This is a genomic window from Reticulibacter mediterranei, from assembly GCF_016587455.1.
The window spans coordinates 290,613-305,819 of record NZ_BNJK01000002.1; the positions used below are offsets into that span (position 1 = coordinate 290,613).

11 protein-coding genes are annotated in these 15,207 nt (G+C 54.4%); 2 read left to right on the top strand and 9 right to left on the bottom strand.

The window, feature by feature from the left end:
- Positions 1-143 precede the first annotated feature (143 nt).
- A complete protein-coding gene (locus tag K3T83_RS39495; RefSeq protein WP_220208637.1) occupies positions 144-674 on the top strand; it encodes a hypothetical protein in 531 nt (176 codons plus the stop codon).
- A gap of 92 nt (positions 675-766) precedes the next feature.
- Here the strand turns inward: K3T83_RS39495 and K3T83_RS39500 are convergent, their stop codons facing one another.
- The 8 genes from K3T83_RS39500 to K3T83_RS39535 form a co-directional block, all read right to left on the bottom strand.
- On the bottom strand, positions 767-1,177 hold the full coding sequence (locus K3T83_RS39500; protein ID WP_220208638.1) for a DUF2000 domain-containing protein: 411 nt from the start codon (positions 1,175-1,177) through the stop codon (positions 767-769).
- Entirely contained in the window at positions 1,174-1,995 is an 822-nt protein-coding gene (locus K3T83_RS39505) for a thioesterase family protein (protein ID WP_220208639.1), read from the bottom strand. The genes K3T83_RS39500 and K3T83_RS39505 overlap by 4 nt, the downstream gene beginning before the upstream one ends.
- 19 nt (positions 1,996-2,014) lie before the next feature.
- The gene (locus K3T83_RS39510; protein WP_236065170.1) at positions 2,015-3,127 is read right to left on the bottom strand and encodes a winged helix-turn-helix transcriptional regulator; all 1,113 of its coding nucleotides are present in this window, start codon (positions 3,125-3,127) and stop codon (positions 2,015-2,017) included.
- A gap of 90 nt (positions 3,128-3,217) precedes the next feature.
- Entirely contained in the window at positions 3,218-3,814 is a 597-nt protein-coding gene (locus tag K3T83_RS56635; protein WP_373324657.1) for an RRXRR domain-containing protein, read from the bottom strand.
- A gap of 1,322 nt (positions 3,815-5,136) precedes the next feature.
- Positions 5,137-5,829, bottom strand: coding sequence for a hypothetical protein (locus K3T83_RS39520; RefSeq protein WP_220208640.1), 693 nt, complete (start codon positions 5,827-5,829; stop codon positions 5,137-5,139).
- 349 nt (positions 5,830-6,178) lie between these two features.
- On the bottom strand, positions 6,179-7,720 hold the full coding sequence (locus K3T83_RS39525) for an amidohydrolase family protein (protein WP_220208641.1): 1,542 nt from the start codon (positions 7,718-7,720) through the stop codon (positions 6,179-6,181).
- Between the two features lie 262 nt (positions 7,721-7,982).
- Positions 7,983-9,590 carry a protein kinase family protein gene (locus K3T83_RS39530; RefSeq protein ID WP_220208642.1) on the bottom strand — a complete coding sequence of 536 codons (1,608 nt, stop codon included), beginning with the start codon at positions 9,588-9,590 and terminating at the stop codon, positions 7,983-7,985.
- An 89-nt stretch (positions 9,591-9,679) separates the two neighbouring features.
- A complete protein-coding gene (locus K3T83_RS39535; RefSeq protein ID WP_220208643.1) occupies positions 9,680-11,827 on the bottom strand; it encodes a hypothetical protein in 2,148 nt (715 codons plus the stop codon).
- 659 nt (positions 11,828-12,486) lie between these two features.
- On the opposite strand from K3T83_RS39535, the gene K3T83_RS39540 reads away from it, so the two are divergent.
- Positions 12,487-13,950, top strand: coding sequence for a helix-turn-helix domain-containing protein (locus K3T83_RS39540; protein WP_220208644.1), 1,464 nt, complete (start codon positions 12,487-12,489; stop codon positions 13,948-13,950).
- 188 nt (positions 13,951-14,138) lie between these two features.
- Here K3T83_RS39540 and K3T83_RS39545 read toward each other — a convergent pair whose 3' ends face one another.
- Complete coding sequence (locus K3T83_RS39545) at positions 14,139-14,636, bottom strand: hypothetical protein (RefSeq protein ID WP_220208645.1); 498 nt, start codon at positions 14,634-14,636, stop codon at positions 14,139-14,141.
- Positions 14,637-15,207: the final 571 nt, after the last annotated feature.

The window sequence follows — 15,207 nt, forward strand, 5'->3', positions numbered from 1 at the left end:
GCTATCGTGTCCCCACTTTGCTCACCCATTTCCAACCCGTTTCCAATCTCGCTTCAATAGCATTCTCCTCTCGACTGGGCTAGACTTCCAGTGGAGTAGCACGTCATCAGCAAGCCACCGCTACTTAAAAAGGAGAATATAACATGAACAAGTGGTTCTCTTCTCGAATGACTCGTTTGTCGAAACGCGAGTATCGCGCTGCTCTGGGAGTAGCGCTTCTTGCCATCACATTGGTGTTCGGAGCCTTTTCGTTCGCTCCCTCGGCGTATGCTGCTTCACTCACCCCTGCCTCTTCCAGTGGAGTGCAGCAAGCTAGGCAGGCCAGCTATCCTAAAAAGGGATGGGCGCTGGGTGGAGATGTTAATATTAGTATACACAGCAGCGGCAGTATCATTTTTTACAATCGTTCCGTCCAGATAGGCGGCAACGTCGCAGGAGTAGGCCCCAAAGCCCTGGGAGGGAAGGAGTGCGCAGCAGTCGTTTTTATCGTCTATTCGGGCAGCAAACGCCTGAGCAGTGCCGCCCGACCTGGGACTGGGGTGTACACGTGCGGCAAGAGCACCTTTGGCTTTACCCTCCCTGCGAATGTCTCTGGCGGAGCAACTAAGGTTCTCGTCCAGCTATGGGCAAAATCCTGCCAATGTCTGGCAGTTCAGCAATATGTGAAGAGGTAGGATCAAGACAAACCAACTTCTGATAGACGCGAAGCGAAAGGCGGCCTTGCATGCAGTGTATTGGCAGCCTTTCATGCTTAATGATAAGGTCATCAAGCATGGAGCTTTAATCCACTCAGCACTTTATCCACGCTCTTCTTTTCGGCCCAGAGCGCCATGCCAACGACCACGAGTTCTTCCTGCTGCCTGGCCCGCACCATCGCCCGGTTGTCATCATCATTGTTGGTCTGGAAAAGGTCTTCGGTGAAAATAGAGAACTGCACCTGACGGCTGAGCGCGCGTTTGTAGACCGTCTGCATCTGCTCGGCGCTGGCGTGAAAAACGAGAACCGGCTGCCTGAACATAGGTAGATACTGATTCCCGGAGCCATCTTCGTATGGTTCACCAATAATTCCATCAACTGTGCCCGCGATTCCACTGACTGTAAAGGCCGTGATATTGAGCTTCTGCCATGTTTGCAGATCTTCGCGAACGACAACCGCTATTTTTGTATCAAACTTCATGCTTTTCTACTATCCTTCTCTACTTTACTTCTCTGAGCGATAAGCAATGCCTGAGCCGAGCGAGCCACCAGTCCACGCTCATCATAAAGATTGGCGGTGGACAGACCCGTTCCTTCCGCTTGCATCAATGTGCGTGCATCCATACAGATCCACTCACCAACGGGTGGACGCAGACAATGGAGCGTCAGTTCAGGGGGGATAAATTGCCAGGAACGAATATCGAGCGGGCTGCTGACCCCGTTTGCCGAGTCAGCGGTCAGCACGAGGCGCTGCATGGGCGTTACTTCCTCTTCAGGCAGCAATGGGTGGCGCATCCGCATCCAGGCGGTCGCAGGCCCGAGCTGGTTATAGTTCCCATGCACATAGCGCCACTCCGTCGCCTCCAGAAAGCCACAGGCCCATTCGGGAGCGATGACGCTCGTAAACTCCTGTGCTGGCAACTGGGGTGGCATCTCTGGCTCGTCTACGGAGGCAGGATGTGTTGTTGGCAGCAGAACGCGCCAGGCGGAGGCATGCATCACGGCCCGCCCATCGTGTTCAAGCGTTGCTTCCAGCAGTTCAACGCTGCGGCCCGGTCGGACAACGCGCGCGTGAGCATGCAGCGTGGTGATGGGAATGGGACCGAGAATATCGATGCTGATTCGTGCCAGCATCATATCGGGTCGTGGAGAGCAACGTTCTATCTGGCGCACGAGCAGCGCACCTGGCGGCCCGCCGTGCTGAAAGCTGGGGTTCCACGGACCCTGAGTAGACAGCGTGGCGCGAAACCGCTCGTTCCCTTCGGGCAACCAGAATGCCACTGTCATCTCTGTACTCATGAAATGCTCCTTCTGTACATCAGGTGAGAGGATCGGAGGTGCCAGCGAGCGTCAGTACTCGCAGCACACAACGAGCAGCCTCCTGATCTCCGCGAATCTCGATCCGCCCGTCTGCAATGGTCTCCTCGATCTGCATCTGCTCTTGTTTCAAGGCATATAGCGTTTCGCTGGTGGCGGTGATTGCAGCCTGTGGATGAGGATGTGGCCCGCGCCCAGCCATTGCGCGCCCGGAGCGGATTCGCAGGTGCAATTGCTGACCATCGAGCAGAATATCCACATCGAGCCGTGCCAGTTCTGGTGCGCTGTTCGGCATGTGACGTGTGCTCGCTGCGAGGCTCTGAAGCAGCCAGAGAGGATGCTTATGCTCCTCTGAATCGGGGGAGGCGAGCAGGGCATCGCCCCAGCGTCCCAGCGCGGTAACGGCCTCATCGAGCTGGCGTCCACGCTTTGTCAGTTGATAGACACGCGAGGCAGCGGGCGGCGGCAGTTCGTTGATCTCGATTAGCCCCGCAGCCTGCATCTCGCGCAGACGCGTCGCCAGCAACCCATTGCCGATCCCTGGCAGTGTTTGCAAGAGATCGCTGAAGCGTTGCGGTCCCGCGAACAACTCTCGCACAATCAGCAGCGTCCAGCGCTCCCCCACGACATCCAGCGCCTTCGCCAGCGCGCAATATTGATCATACGTTCTTCGCATCTGGCAACTCCGTGCATTCATGCTGAGGAGGAAAGAAGCGTTCCTTAGTTTGGGGGCGCGGGAGGAGTGGACTCCCTTGCCTGATGACTTCTTCTTTGGTCCTTTTGAGACGAGGAAGCCCCGCCAGGCCATCCAGGTCAAGACGTGACAGTGCTCACCTTTTGCGTTCTGGGTCAGGCGTGTGTTCGTTCGGTAGGCATGCAAACTGATCGTGCGTTTCTTGCGATCAAACCCGCCGACCGTACAGAGTCCATAGCGGGCATGTCTGACGAGCGTCCCTCGTTTGAGACCAAGTGAGCGGGTGCCGCCATAGGGTGTGCGCTTGCCTCCCTTCGCAGGTTGCAAGCGATGCAGTTGGCGGCGATGGAGCAGGGCTGGCACCACATACCACAAGCGCGTGCAGGAGGGCTGCTGTGCTCCACTCACCGATGCTGCCATCACCCAGGCATCAACCGCATGACTCTCAAAAGACTGTTCGCTCTTGCTTTTGCTCTTCTTGAGGCGGTACTGCTCTCTGAGTTGTTTGGTTTACCATCCCTCTTTGAGATACACCTCTAAGCTCCTCGTGCGCAAGAGTTGGTAGAGATGCTCTTTGCCGACCTGCACGGGGCTAAAGGCTGCGTTCCATTTTCCTCCTTTGCCTTTTCTTGTCACCGCCTGCACATCTTCCACGACCACAGCGCAAAGGGGCAAGATGGTACAGAGGTGAGCGATAATCCTGGCTTTGGCTTCCCACCGGCTCCTGGTCGAAGGAGCAAGACGCATCTTGCGCTTGAGCCGGTTGCTGAAGCGCTTGGGTCTGCGCCACTTCCTGTAGCGCCGTGCCCGACGCATCGTCCGACGTGTCTTGACGGCATCTTTCACGTGCTCAGGTGTCTCCACCATTAGATTGAGGACGGTATCCTTTACGCCCACCACACTGAAGCCCTCGAACTTGGAGCCTGGGTCAACGCCCACGACTAAGGGCTGATTATCGGGTTCCTGCTCATAGCACAGTTGCACATAGAACAGCCCCAACTTGTTGCGCTTGGGATGGGCCTTTCCACTTTTGAACAAGTGACGCGCTTTGGCTGGTGTGCAAGGCATTAACTGAACACCTCGCGTGTCTACAACTGGGATTCTCAAAAGGATTTCCTTTCTCCTGGTCGGTGCCAGGGTGAGATGACCCTTCCTGGTGGCTCAACAGGCTTAGGGATGAGTGTCTCCATCCCGTCCGCTTCGGCGTGGCGAGCAGAGGTACGAATTAGGGTGGCGTCCGTACGTGACTTGTAGCCTGTCGCGCTGCTGCATCCATGATGCCCAGTAGTCAGAAACTTGCGTTGAGCTAGCCGTTTCTCAAGCCCCCGCATGTATTCGGGGGTTCCTAACACGTTCTTCGTGGCATATACATTCTTGTACTAAATCAGGTAGCACTAACTCCTTAATACTATACAGCAAGAAGCATTGGAAGTCAAACAGATAAAACTAACCATTTGTACTATAATTGGTGCATCCAGCATTGAAGGGGAAAGAGAGGGTTCCTCCCCACCCGTAGCGACAAGGGGTAGGAGGAACCCCGGCGCAATTGCCAGATGTGCCAATTATAGGTGCATGCGGCAATTGAAGGGACAGAGGATGTTGGGTTTCTCGTAGCGACAAGGGGGGTTGAGAGGTCTTGGCGGGGGCCTTGCGCTTGTCGCTGGTGGGTCTATTGCTGGAGGGCAATAGTGGTTGAACGTTTTAACAAGAACCACGTTAAAAAGAAGTAAACGCATGAGAGAATAAAGAATCCCAGAGATCCAACTGCACTAACAAATAATGCAGCAGCAGGTATGTTAGGATTATTGCTGTAAACAAACGTAAGGATGAAAAGTATCTCGACGGTATAGAAGGGGATACCACTGAGAAAAACGACAAACCTTTGAGTTGGGAGTTCTTTATGTCCAAATTGCTTGCGTAGAAATCTGACTTCAAAGAAGATAAAGGCCACTTCTAAGACGATAAAGAGGATGAGGAACCCCAAACAGTATATGCTGAAGGTAACAGGTGGCCTTTGACTGGCTGGTATAAGCTGTAAACAGGCGAGAAACGCGACAAAAATGCCTATGCACAGGATGATAAATACGGTGGCAGGCAAAACAATGCGTAAGAGCGAACGAGTTGCCGAATATATCTGTTCAAGGGTTATGTTCATGGTAGAGAATCCTTTCCAGGTCTTTGAACTATCGTTCTGCAAGAGAAAATGCTCTTGCAAGATGTTTTGTTGCTGGTGATTACATACGAAGAACAAACTCCACTCGGGAAAGATGGCAGTCTTTCCTAGTCTAGCTGAAGAACAGGGAGAAGGAAGGGGCTATAGAGGGACAAAAATAAGTATCATGCTTTGCATCATCAATCGAAGAGATAGCGCAAAGCATGATACTTATTTTTAATAAGCAATTACTACTTTTTTGTATTTACAGGCGACTTTAACTAAAAGCGTTGCGGATCGTCAGGCCGAAGCGTTCAATGACAGGTCCGAGCGTCTTTAAGAGGATGGAGCCGATAATCAGCGTGACAATGATGTTGCCAAGCGACCAGCCAAACCAGCCGATCAGGAAGGTGCTGGAAGGCGCAACCCCGGTCTGCACGAGCAAGAAGTTGCCATAGAGACCGCCAATGATATTATTGGGCAGCGCACCGCACAGGATAAAGAAGATAAAGCCCTTGACGGTGTAGACATCTTTGCCAATCGGGTTGACGCCAAATCTCTTCGCCAACGTGCGATACAGAATCATCGGCAAGCCAAGCTGGATCAGATCAACCGTCCCGAAGAGCAACGCAAGCGGCAATGGGAGGGGCGTGGGAGCAAGCAGACCAGCGCCAACAAAGTTGCCGATATAGGCGATGACGAACGCCCAGCCACCAAACCACATGGCAAACGGAATGCCAAAGCCGATGGCGGGAAAGATAGAGGAGACAAGCGGGATGCCCGAAGGCAGCAAGGTTGATAGCCAGGAGAGAACGGTATAGACCGCCGTTGCCACAGCAACCGCCACCAGTTGCCCCAGGCTCGGCGCACCCGTCAGGCGGAGCGTATAATCAATAAACGTCGGTCGCTCCACCGCCCCCGGAGGCGCATCAAGTCTCTCGGAGTCGGGTCTCTGTACTGATTCTTCCATGAATTCCATCCTTTCTTCAAAACAGATAAAGACGTATCCTGTTATATAATAACATACAATCTCAGCCAATTTTGCATAACAAATGAAAATTTATTGTTATGCATGATCGTGCCCCGCTCACATTTGGTGGAGCCACCTCCTTATGAGTCATCCCAGATGGTTTTGCAGCTCTCTCTGTCCGCTCTGCTCACCGCGTAGCGGCTCGCTGGTTAAGGAGGGGATGGCGGCTGGATACGGGCGGCGCCCGTATCCAGCCGCCATCCCCTCCTTAACCAGGACGAAGGGCCGAAGGCGCTGAGGCGTGCAAGAGCTACAGCGAAAATGTACGGGATGTCATAAATCAGAAGCATTATTCTTCGCGATGCAAAACGAGGCGGCGCAAGGTGTCGAGCCGGGCCAGCACTTCGCGGGTATTATCCTCATTGTCGAGTTGAGCGGAAAAGCCGGGCCAGACCACATCGCATTGTTCACGGATCTCGTCGCGGATCGCCTGCTCATCGACGGTTGTAATTGTACCACCTTCGACGACCACATTTCCGTTAACAATAACAGTATCTACAGAACTGCCGTTTTCACAATAGACAAGGTGTAGACATGCATCGCGCAACGGCACAAACGGCGTGGCCTCCAGATCAAGCAGCACGAGATCAGCCAGTTGGCCGGGCTGGATCTCGCCAACCTCCCCGCTTCTACCCAGCGCTGCGGCCCCTCCTTGCGTGGCCGATTCGAGAATCTCGACCGGGCGCGGCCACTTTTTGTAGTCCTCGTTGGGGTGATTGTGGATCAGGCCGGTCAGTTTGAGCACATCGAACATGTTCTGTCTGTCGTTGCTGGCTGAGCCGTCGCTGCCCAGGGCAACGCTGACGCCCTGGTTGAGCGCCTCGATAAAGGGGAAGCGACCACTACCGAGGCGTAGATTGCTCACGGGATTGTGTACCACCGTTGCCCCCGTCTTCGCTAACAGATTGAGATCCCCATCCTCCAACCAGATCGCGTGGGCCAGTGAGGTTCCCGGCTGCAACACTCCCATCTTATCCAGATACGCGATGCCGCCCTGACCCAACTGCTTGCGAATAACAGCCGCCTGCAATTCCGTCTCGACCGCGTGCAGATGCATCCCGGTTTTATACTGTTGAGCCAACTCCTGACAGCGCTGCAACAGGTTCGGGCTGCACCAGTGAATGCCGCTGGGACCGGGCATACAGCGCAACCGGCCCTCTTCGGCATCGTGCCAGATGCTCATAAAGTCTCCCAGCGTGTTCATTTGCCGGTCGATGGAGGGCCACAGATCAAAGCGCTGGATGAAGGGATGCTCGGGGAACTCGATGCCATAGTGCGGCCCCTCTTCCAGCACGAGATCCTGATCTTCGATGGAAGGCGCGACGGTCGCACGGATGCCAGCATCGCTGTACGCCTGCATGGTGGCGTCAAGATATGCCAGCTCAACCCCGGCATGCGTCCAGAGATGATCCAGCACAGCGGTTGTGCCGCTTTTGAGCATCTCGATGGCCCCCAGTAGCGCACTGAGATAGACAAAATTGGGCGTCCACTCGACCGGCGTGCTGAACAGCGGGATTAGCCACAGTTCCAGCGGCAACGAGGGCGAGGTGGCGTGCAGCAGGTTTTCCAGCGAGTGCGTATGGGAGTTGACCAGTCCGGGCATCACCAGGCGTCCTTTGCCCGAGAGAATGCGGTCCAGGCGAAACGGGTTATACTCAAGCGTGCCGGACGGCCCCACAGCCTGAATACGATTGCCAACAATCAAAATATCCTGGTCGTAATGGAGCCGCCCGGACTCATAAGGCGAGAGCAAGGCACAACCACGAATGAGTGTATGGGGCGCTTCATTATCCGGTAACGAGCTACGATTCAGTTGCTCCGTATATTGCATTATTTGTTCCTCTCTATTATCCGTTTAATTGAACAGGCGAGGACAAGCCATCGCCCCTGCCATACCGTGTCGCCTGTCATCTTCAGGCGTATTGGGGCTGATATTCCGTCTATGGGAGGGGCGATGGCTTGTCCTCGCCCGCCTCCTCCCATATCGTTTCGTCACCCCTGTTCCTCGCCCGCCTCCTCCCCATACCGGGTTCTCACCCCTCTAATTGATCTGCCCGTTCGTAACAACCGCAAGGGATTGTCGCTACCTGGTCTCACCCCTCTAATTGATCTGCCCGTTCGTAACACTCCTCCGCCTCTTTATGCCGTCCCAACGCATCCAGGGCGGTGCCACGATTGGACCAGGCCAGCGGATCGTTCGGGTTGCGCTGAATGGCCTGCTCGTAGCTGGTAAGCGCCTCGGCGTAGTTTTCCAGCGCGAAATAGGCATCGCCCAGCGCCAGCCAGAGCGTCGCTTTTTGTGCATCCAGTTCCAGCGCGTGGAGATACGCCTTGACCGCGCCGTGATAGTCGTGTGAGGTAAACAGCTTGCCGCCCAACTTCTCCCAATCATCGGTCGGCGACGCAGGCGCAGAGGCAGCCGGATTGTAGTTCAGCGCATGGTTGCCTGACGAGGTGTGATTGCTTGACGAGACTTCGGGCAGGACCGGCGTTGGCGAAACCACTTTTTGGCCCGGCATGCTCAAGAGGCGTTGCTGCTCAAAGCTGCTCGTGTGTCGCTCGTGTGACAAGATAGTTTGACCCGCGCGCATGATTAGCTCGTGCATAAACTGGTCAACACCGCCAAAGCGCTGCGACGGCAACTTCTGTGTGGCACATTGCAGTACTGGTTGCAGATGCTCAAATTCGGCAGGTTGCAGCAGGCGCGCGAACAGTTGTTGACAGAGAATACCCAGCATATATTGATCACTTGCTGGCGTAACGGCGTTCCAATAGGGGGCCATGTTGCCAGCCTGGAGGCAGGCAGTGCCAACGATCTGAAGCTCCGGGGCCAGATAGGTTCCCTTCGGAGGCAGTAGCCGCGTCAGACCAAAATCTGAAAGCCAGAGATGCTCGTGGCTATCGACCAGGACGTTGCCGGGCATCACACCACCATGAACCAACCCGCGTGCGTGAGCAACCTCCAGTGCCGCGCCAATCTGCTGCAACAGGCGCAACAGATGTCCCAACGGCTCAACACCACGCCGGCGCAGCGCCAGATTCAGCTCGCTGCGCTCGTAATGAGCGGCGTATTGCGAGAGCGTGACCGGGACATACTGCCGCAGCGTGAGCAGATACGTCTCTTGCGCAGGATAGGCCGTCATTAATTCATGCAGGGGGCGAGAGTTGCTTGCGGACACATCCGGGTGCCACGCCGTACAGCTAAAGACCGGCAGGATCGTCGGGTGACGCAGCGAGGTAATGGTTCGCACCTCCTTGCGCGCCGCCTCCCACAGGCTGGCACTGCTCGCATCGGCTGGTTGCATCTTGATCGTAACCGGCTGCTGTGAGCGCACATGCGTAGCCAGATACGCGCTACCGTTGCGCCCGCGCCCAAGCTGACGTTGCACCTGATACACTCCCAACCGCGTTCCCGCCACCAGACTTCCACAATGGCGACAGATCACTTCCTCGGCTCTCATAGGATGAGGTTGCTGTCCCAGGCAGAATGCTACCGATTGATCCCGGCTCATCGAAGGGCCAGATTCCTGTGTGGTATAGGCTTGCTGTGGATTGGGCGTCAAATCGCCTGTTTGAAAGGAAGATTCAATGCCTCGGCCCATCTCGACCGTCCTTTCCGGGCGCATGCTGCGATCCCTGGCCGCATGAAAAATGTCTATGCACATTTCTTTCGTTCGCCGCTGTATCACACTCTTTAACATTTCCGTTCCTCAAAGGAACATCATCATTTGTTAAATTGCATAATACATGCGACGAACATTGTGTTTACATGGTGATGAATAATGTAGGATTACAGGTCTTCCGTTGCTTTGTCATTTTGATAATACGATTGATACAATTTATAGAGTGCGGCCTGATCCGGTGCCGACTCACGAACCGGCTCGCGCAAACCGTTCACGAATTGCAATCCCGATGGTTCAAAGGGAAGCGAGGTTGTCTTATGCGCAGCCGGGCGTGCAAGCGCCTGCTCAGGCTGCATGTGATGTGGCGCTGGCGTATCAAGCGGGGCCGCATCATGATACAGTTGCGTGGACTGGGTATGCAGCGTCTTCTGCTGCTGATCCAGCAGGTCCACCTCGCGTAAGGCCCGATCAAGGATCATCCGTTCAAAACTTACCTGGTTATTACCCTCGAAAACTGGCGAACGCCTGATCTCCGCAAGGGCTTCGCGCAACCGCCGTACAAGATTGCCCATCGAGTCAATCGTTCCTGAGAGGCGACGCCATTGTCCTTCCTGGAAGCGCTGGAGATGGACCAGTCCCAGAAAGACTGAGCGCAGTTCGGTCTGGCTCTGTGGCGCGGGCTGATTGGGCGACCAGGCCGGCAAGCCCTGTCCCAAGCGCTCCACCGCGACCTGCAACGTCTGTCCCTCTTTCACAAGCTGCTCATAGCGCGCACTGCGCTGCGTCATTGAGCTGAGGCGATCCAGCATCAGGTTGAGACTAATGGCGATGGGCAGCAGCGGTCCCGGCACCGTTGAGGCGCGTGCGGCAAAGTCTCCTCGCGCAACTCGCGCATGAATCTCTCGCAACGTCGCCACACCCTCTTCCAGCACACGCTTCTCCTGAGCGGTGCGGGTCGCTTCGTCGGCCTCGCGCCGCGTCACCTGTAGCTCACGGCGGGAGATAACCAGTTCGCCGCGCATCTGCATGGTCAGGCGGTTATTCTCCATCAAGGTGAGCGCCTGCCGGATAACGACGATGATGAACAGGGTCAGCGCAACGACATCGGCCTGGATCAAGATGCTGCCGCCGCGTGGCGCAATGACTGTGAGCAGGGTGGCACAGGTAATCAGGGCCAGGATGAACGGCGCGATGGTCTGCAATGTCAGGCCGATCTGTGAAGAACGGCTGGTTGTGCGCAGCGAAGGGGCCGCGTTGCCGCTACGAGCCGCCACTTCCTGCTCGTGTGCGATGCTGTGAGGATACTCGATTGCTGCCAGCCCGACCAGCATCATACTCAGCGGCCAGAGGACATCTTGCAAGGTGCCGGTATTAAAGCTTTGCGAGAGCGAATAGAAGGACAGCAAGCTATCGGTGATTGCCAGAAAGAACAGTCCCAGGCACAGGCGCAGGAAGACCGGCTGTTGTGCGCGATTGGAGAGGGGGCTGAACATCAGGAACGCGCCGACTGCCACCAGGAAGAGATCGCCGGTTGGAAAATAGATCGAAAGGAATGCAGCGCCGAAGCTGGGTGCCTGGGCCAGTCCCGCGATCGATGGCCCCAACAGGAAGAACCAGGAGAAGGACAGGGCAGCGCCGATCACCGCCAGTGCATCCAGCACCAGGCGTGTGCGGCCTACAGTGGCTTTGTTGCGTCTTGTTAACAGCAAGGTTCCGATCAAAAAGAAGGGATACGACATCACGAAGCCGACATCGTAGATGCCAGGAAACGGTACATCAGCCGAGTTCATGCGCACATCGTAGCTGGTCCATATGGCCTGACCACTGGCGTAAGACGCAATGGCGATGGACAGAAAAGCCCAGGCCAGGAACGAGCGCTGCGCCAGTTGCGTCTCCGCGCGCGCCTGAGCCAATTCAGCCGGAGTGGGAAAAAGTTCGCCGCGCTCTTTTTTCACGAGATCCTGTTTTAAGCGACGGGAGGTATGGTATAAGCGGACGGCAATGCGCACACAGAAGACAAAACCGATGCCCTCGCCGACAAATTGAAGAATATCTGAGATGCTCTTGAGCAAGAAGCTCTGGCCCGCCACCTGCCCGGCCAGCGCCATGATAATCAGGAAGAGGGCAAAGGCGGCAGAGAAGCCCAGGACGATCCAGGGACCAAATTGCTCTGCCCATACATCACGCGCCAGACCCTCACCATGAAAGATAGTTTCTTGTTCCGCAGCTCTGGTGGCGCGACCCTTCTGTAACATGGTCGCGACCCCGTGGAGTCCGGGCGAACTGGAAAATCGTGCTGGATCGTTGTACGACATGGTACGCTGCTCCTCACAAAAAATACATACGGCTCAACAATGTTATGACATCGCGGATAATCTACTAAAAATCTTCTACAAGGTTCTTCTACAAATTTCCGACAGAACAAGTATCTGCACGGAGTATAGGGTGTGGGTCTTCTCATCATCTCCTAGCTTCCTCCTCCGCGTTTTTTGGCCGTTGAGAGCAACGGATCAGTAAAATCGGAACAACGAAATCGGAACTATCGGACCAAAACAGGCAAATTTTTTTATGCAAGGGCAATTCCGCCGTCTTATAGTTAGATAGAGGAAAATATTCTTGTTGTGTATGTGTATATGGTAGGGGCGATGGCTGGTCCTCGCCCAGCTTCACCCGCCGCGATGGTGGCACCCAGGGCGAGGACCAGCCATCGCCCCTACCATACACGTTCACACCGCAGAAGATTTCGTCGAGAGTATTGGTACAACTTTTGATTTGTCTTATACCAGTCTTCTGTAGATATACCTAAGACATTACAAAAAAAAATTGTGAAACGTTTAGGATAGACAAGTCATATAAAATGTGTTACACTAAATTTCGGCCAGACTTCCATTTGTTCAACCGCTTGTAACTCGTTGTATGAATGTACATAACAAGCAGCGTACAATGTTTTTTGCTTGTTGAGAGCCAGGAAAATATGAGCGCTCAAGCATTTTCACTCGAACAGGTTTGCAAGGAACGTGCTGGTAAGAACTCCTTCAAGTACTCGCTTCGCGACACTGATCCACAACAGAAGGTGGTGACGCGCGACGCGGCGGGGATAGGTGAGACGCGGCACAGGCTGCATGAGGTGTTGCGCCATCTGGTGATGGCCACAACATTGTCGCTTTCTTTGCAGAATATATTACAAACACTGGCGGTCCTGTTGCGGCAGGCGTTGGGAGTGGATCTTTGTATCATTCTGCTTCAGGAGCGGGATGAGCTGCGTGTCGTTGCCAGCACGACCGACCTGAGCGATAAAGGCGTCAATGTACAGCCGGTGCAGGTGAGCGAGGCGCTCTGGAAACAGATGCGCTCGGCGCTGCAACGTGGGCTGATGCCCCGGCTGAGCGATTATGAACTAGAACAACTCAATCCGCTGCAAAATGTGCAGTATCAGACATTGCTGCCGATTCCCCTGCTGGCTGGCAACACCTGTCTTGGTCTGTTGCTCTGCTATTCGAGCAAGTCCTGGCGCAGTCGCGGCGACGAAGAGTTGCTGCTCTCAACCATCGCCACACAAACGGCTCTTGCGATTCAGCACCAGCAATTTGTCGATGAGAGCCAGTTGGAACAGCAAAGTCTTATACGTGCCTTCGTCCATGAGCTGTGCGAAGGAGGCCGCGAGAGCGAAGAACACGTGCGTCGTCGTGCCTATTTTCTTGGCTACAACCTCACCAAACCCCATGCCATCGCTCTCATCGAGTTCAGCGATATGGAAGAGGCAGGCGGGAGCAAAGAGACGCCGCCAATAGAAGAGCGACTGGCATTCTATGAAGACCTGTCGGGTCAGGTCCGACACCTGATTCTTGAGCACTATCCAGGTTCGCTGATCGAAGAGCGCAACGATCTGCTGGTCTGTCTGCTCTCGCTGGATGGCGAGCAGAGCGCAGAACAGGTCTATGCGTGGTGCCGTAACCTTGTGATACGGATGAGGCAAGAGCAACGAGTACATCTGTACATTGGCCTGGGCAATCCCTGTCAGACGCTGCCAGAATATCAGCGCGGGTTTGCGGAGGCACGCGAAAGCCTGGACGTGGGGCGAGACATCTATGACGATGGTGGTTGCAGCCACTTTAATACGCTAGGTGCCTATCGCTATCTCCACGCCTTTGCGCACAATGATACGCTTCCCGATCAATATCAGGAGCAGATCGCAACCGTCGCCGCCTACGATCAACGCAAGAGAACCAACCTGCTCGATACGCTGGAGGTCTATCTGGAATGTGGTGGCAATATTGCCAAGACATCAACTCAGCTCGATGTCCATCGCAATACGCTCCTACAGCGTCTCGACCGCATCCAGAAGCTCAGTATCCTGAATCTGGAAAATCTGCCTGTGCGCTTTCCCCTGCTTGTGGCGTTGAAGGTCCATCGTTTACGTACGCATCATCTGCGGTAAACTCAGAAGGTAAAAAAAGCACAGATGTATACATACCGCGCTTGCACAGCATTTTATTCTTAATGAGGGAAAAATGGGCTTCCTAACTCATCATAAGCGATAATCCTTTCGTTGTGATGAGGTAGCTCGGATGGCTTAGAGCCTGCCATCAACACAGTTAAATTAATTATTAAGTGAGTGAGTGAGATTTATTCTTCCATGAGCCGGTGATTTGCCATATACATCAAGATATAGCCTGTCTCTAGAATGGAAGAGATTTCGATACCGAAGGCGCGGGTTTTGAGGCGGGTGCGCGATAAGACATTGCGAACTGGCCTCATCTCCTGATCCCATACCCCCGCCTCTTGAGCCTCCTGGAGCCGTGTGCGACAACGGGCAATGGTGGTGTCGGTGACACGCCCACTGGTGAAACTCGCGAGCAAGACTTCGTAGGGGCAATAATAGGGGTACGATTCCAGCAGGGGCATCAGAACGCAAATTTCGCTTGTTGTAAACTGCTGCTCCATCAGCATGTGAGGGCGATCCTGCTTGATGACGAGATGAGAGAGAGTGCCCAGTGTGGTGTTCAACGCAAGTGTGTGCCCTATCGGTAACAAACCCTGCAATGAAAAGTGCAGTACCTCTTCGGTCGTTTCCTGCATGTAACTGATAGGAGTTTTCACCTTGCGAAGCGACACTTTCTGCATACTGCTGCTCCTTATCTGATTGTTCCTGAGTGAATGAATGAAGTAAAAACGTCGTGTGGTTGTTACCCGGGTACGGTGTCTTCCCCTGTGAGTTGTGAGTACCTCCTTGCTTGTGAGATTTCGTGGTTGAAAATAGCGCTCAAGATAGCCCTGGCGCGCTTTCCACCTTTCAACATTCTTCGTACGAAACGCCGCTTGCTTGATGTTATCCTGTACGTAGAATTGTAAAAAAGTGTGTATATTATATACATTACACGAGTTTTCCACGAAAATCAATGGTTTTGACGTGCAAAAAGCAGGCTTATCACTAAAAAGAACGAGAATTGGTAGCAAATTTTCCCGCAGATAATGCGGCTTTTCCGGCGCTTTTCACCTCTTCCGCATTAAAATACTATTAAAATTGCCGATTGACCCATAATTGGTTCATAGAGAAGGTTCTCCTCACCCGTAGCGACAAGGGGTTGTGAGGAGGGGTTGCAGGGGCCTTGCGCTTGTCGCTCTCGCCATACCGTTTATCTGTTTCCCCATCCCAGCGAAGACCCAACAGCGACAAGCGCAAGGCCCCTTCCAA

What these genes read in the sequence shown, in the direction of transcription:
- K3T83_RS39535 (WP_220208643.1), bottom strand. Translation starts at nt 11,827, where the DNA reads ATGTCGTACAACGATCCAGCACGATTTTCCAGTTCGCCCGGACTCCAC.
- K3T83_RS39545 (WP_220208645.1), bottom strand. Translation starts at nt 14,636, where the DNA reads ATGCAGAAAGTGTCGCTTCGCAAGGTGAAAACTCCTATCAGTTACATG.
- K3T83_RS39530 (WP_220208642.1), bottom strand. Translation starts at nt 9,590, where the DNA reads ATGTTAAAGAGTGTGATACAGCGGCGAACGAAAGAAATGTGCATAGAC.
- K3T83_RS39500 (WP_220208638.1), bottom strand. Translation starts at nt 1,177, where the DNA reads ATGAAGTTTGATACAAAAATAGCGGTTGTCGTTCGCGAAGATCTGCAA.
- K3T83_RS39505 (WP_220208639.1), bottom strand. Translation starts at nt 1,995, where the DNA reads ATGAGTACAGAGATGACAGTGGCATTCTGGTTGCCCGAAGGGAACGAG.
- K3T83_RS39495 (WP_220208637.1), top strand. Translation starts at nt 144, where the DNA reads ATGAACAAGTGGTTCTCTTCTCGAATGACTCGTTTGTCGAAACGCGAG.
- K3T83_RS39525 (WP_220208641.1), bottom strand. Translation starts at nt 7,720, where the DNA reads ATGCAATATACGGAGCAACTGAATCGTAGCTCGTTACCGGATAATGAA.
- K3T83_RS39510 (WP_236065170.1), bottom strand. Translation starts at nt 3,127, where the DNA reads ATGGCAGCATCGGTGAGTGGAGCACAGCAGCCCTCCTGCACGCGCTTG.
- K3T83_RS39540 (WP_220208644.1), top strand. Translation starts at nt 12,487, where the DNA reads ATGAGCGCTCAAGCATTTTCACTCGAACAGGTTTGCAAGGAACGTGCT.
- K3T83_RS39520 (WP_220208640.1), bottom strand. Translation starts at nt 5,829, where the DNA reads ATGGAAGAATCAGTACAGAGACCCGACTCCGAGAGACTTGATGCGCCT.